Below are 843 nucleotides of genomic sequence, written 5' to 3' on the forward strand. Positions count from 1 at the left end.
TGCGGGTTTCGGAAAAGTCCGGACAGGATTTCCGGTAATCTCCGGACACAGTTTTCGGTAATTCCCGGACAGTAATTCCGCTAAATCCCGGACAGTTTCGGGCGGCGGTTTGAGGGTTGGTTCGAGCAGCGCCGTTTTGGCCATTAGGCTTCTCACGACAACGTTGAGAGGGGCCGATGCCGAGACGGAAGCAAGCAAGACGAACGACAGTGAAGGATATCCGGACCATTTTGCGCCTGACCCACGAAGAGGGTCTTTCGGTGCGCGAGATTGCCGAGCGGCTGAAGATCGGCAAGAGCTCGGTATCAACCTATTTGCTGCGAGCTCGGGAAGCCGGGCTTTCGTGGCCCTTGCCGTCTGGCTCGGACGAGGATGCAAGACTGGAGCGGCGTCTGTTCGGCCGAGCCGGTCGACCACCGCGAGATCTCAGCGAGCCGGACTGGGGGCTGGTGGTTCGGGAGCTGAAGCGCAAAGGCGTGACGCTGACGCTTCTATGGCAGGAATATCGCGCCAGTCATCCCGATGGTTACGGCTTCACGTGGTTCTGCGAGAAGGTCGCCGCGTTTCGGCAGCGCGCGAGTGTTGCGTTCCGCAATCGGCACGCGGCGGGCTCCATGATGCAGACCGACTATGCCGGGCCAACGGTGCCGGTGATCGATCCTGCAACCGGTGTCATCCATTCGGCGCAGATCTTTGTCGCGGTGCTGGGTGCTTCCAATCTAACCTTCGCCCATGCCAGCTTTAGCCAGCAGTTACCGGATTGGATCGATGGCCAGGTGCGCGCGCTGACTTTCTATGGCGGGGTCACCAAGGCAATCGTGTGCGACAACCTCAAATCGGGGG

At 60.3% G+C, this 843-nt stretch carries 1 protein-coding gene; it reads left to right on the forward strand.

All coding sequences use genetic code 11. The features are described from left to right. Window positions 1-176: 176 nt before the first annotated feature. The coding region (locus JL39_RS21280; RefSeq protein ID WP_037155542.1) for a sigma factor-like helix-turn-helix DNA-binding protein at window positions 177-843 on the forward strand (667 nt) is incomplete at its 3' end.

Source organism: Rhizobium sp. YS-1r (assembly GCF_000757525.1).
Lineage (GTDB): Bacteria > Pseudomonadota > Alphaproteobacteria > Rhizobiales > Rhizobiaceae > Neorhizobium > Neorhizobium petrolearium.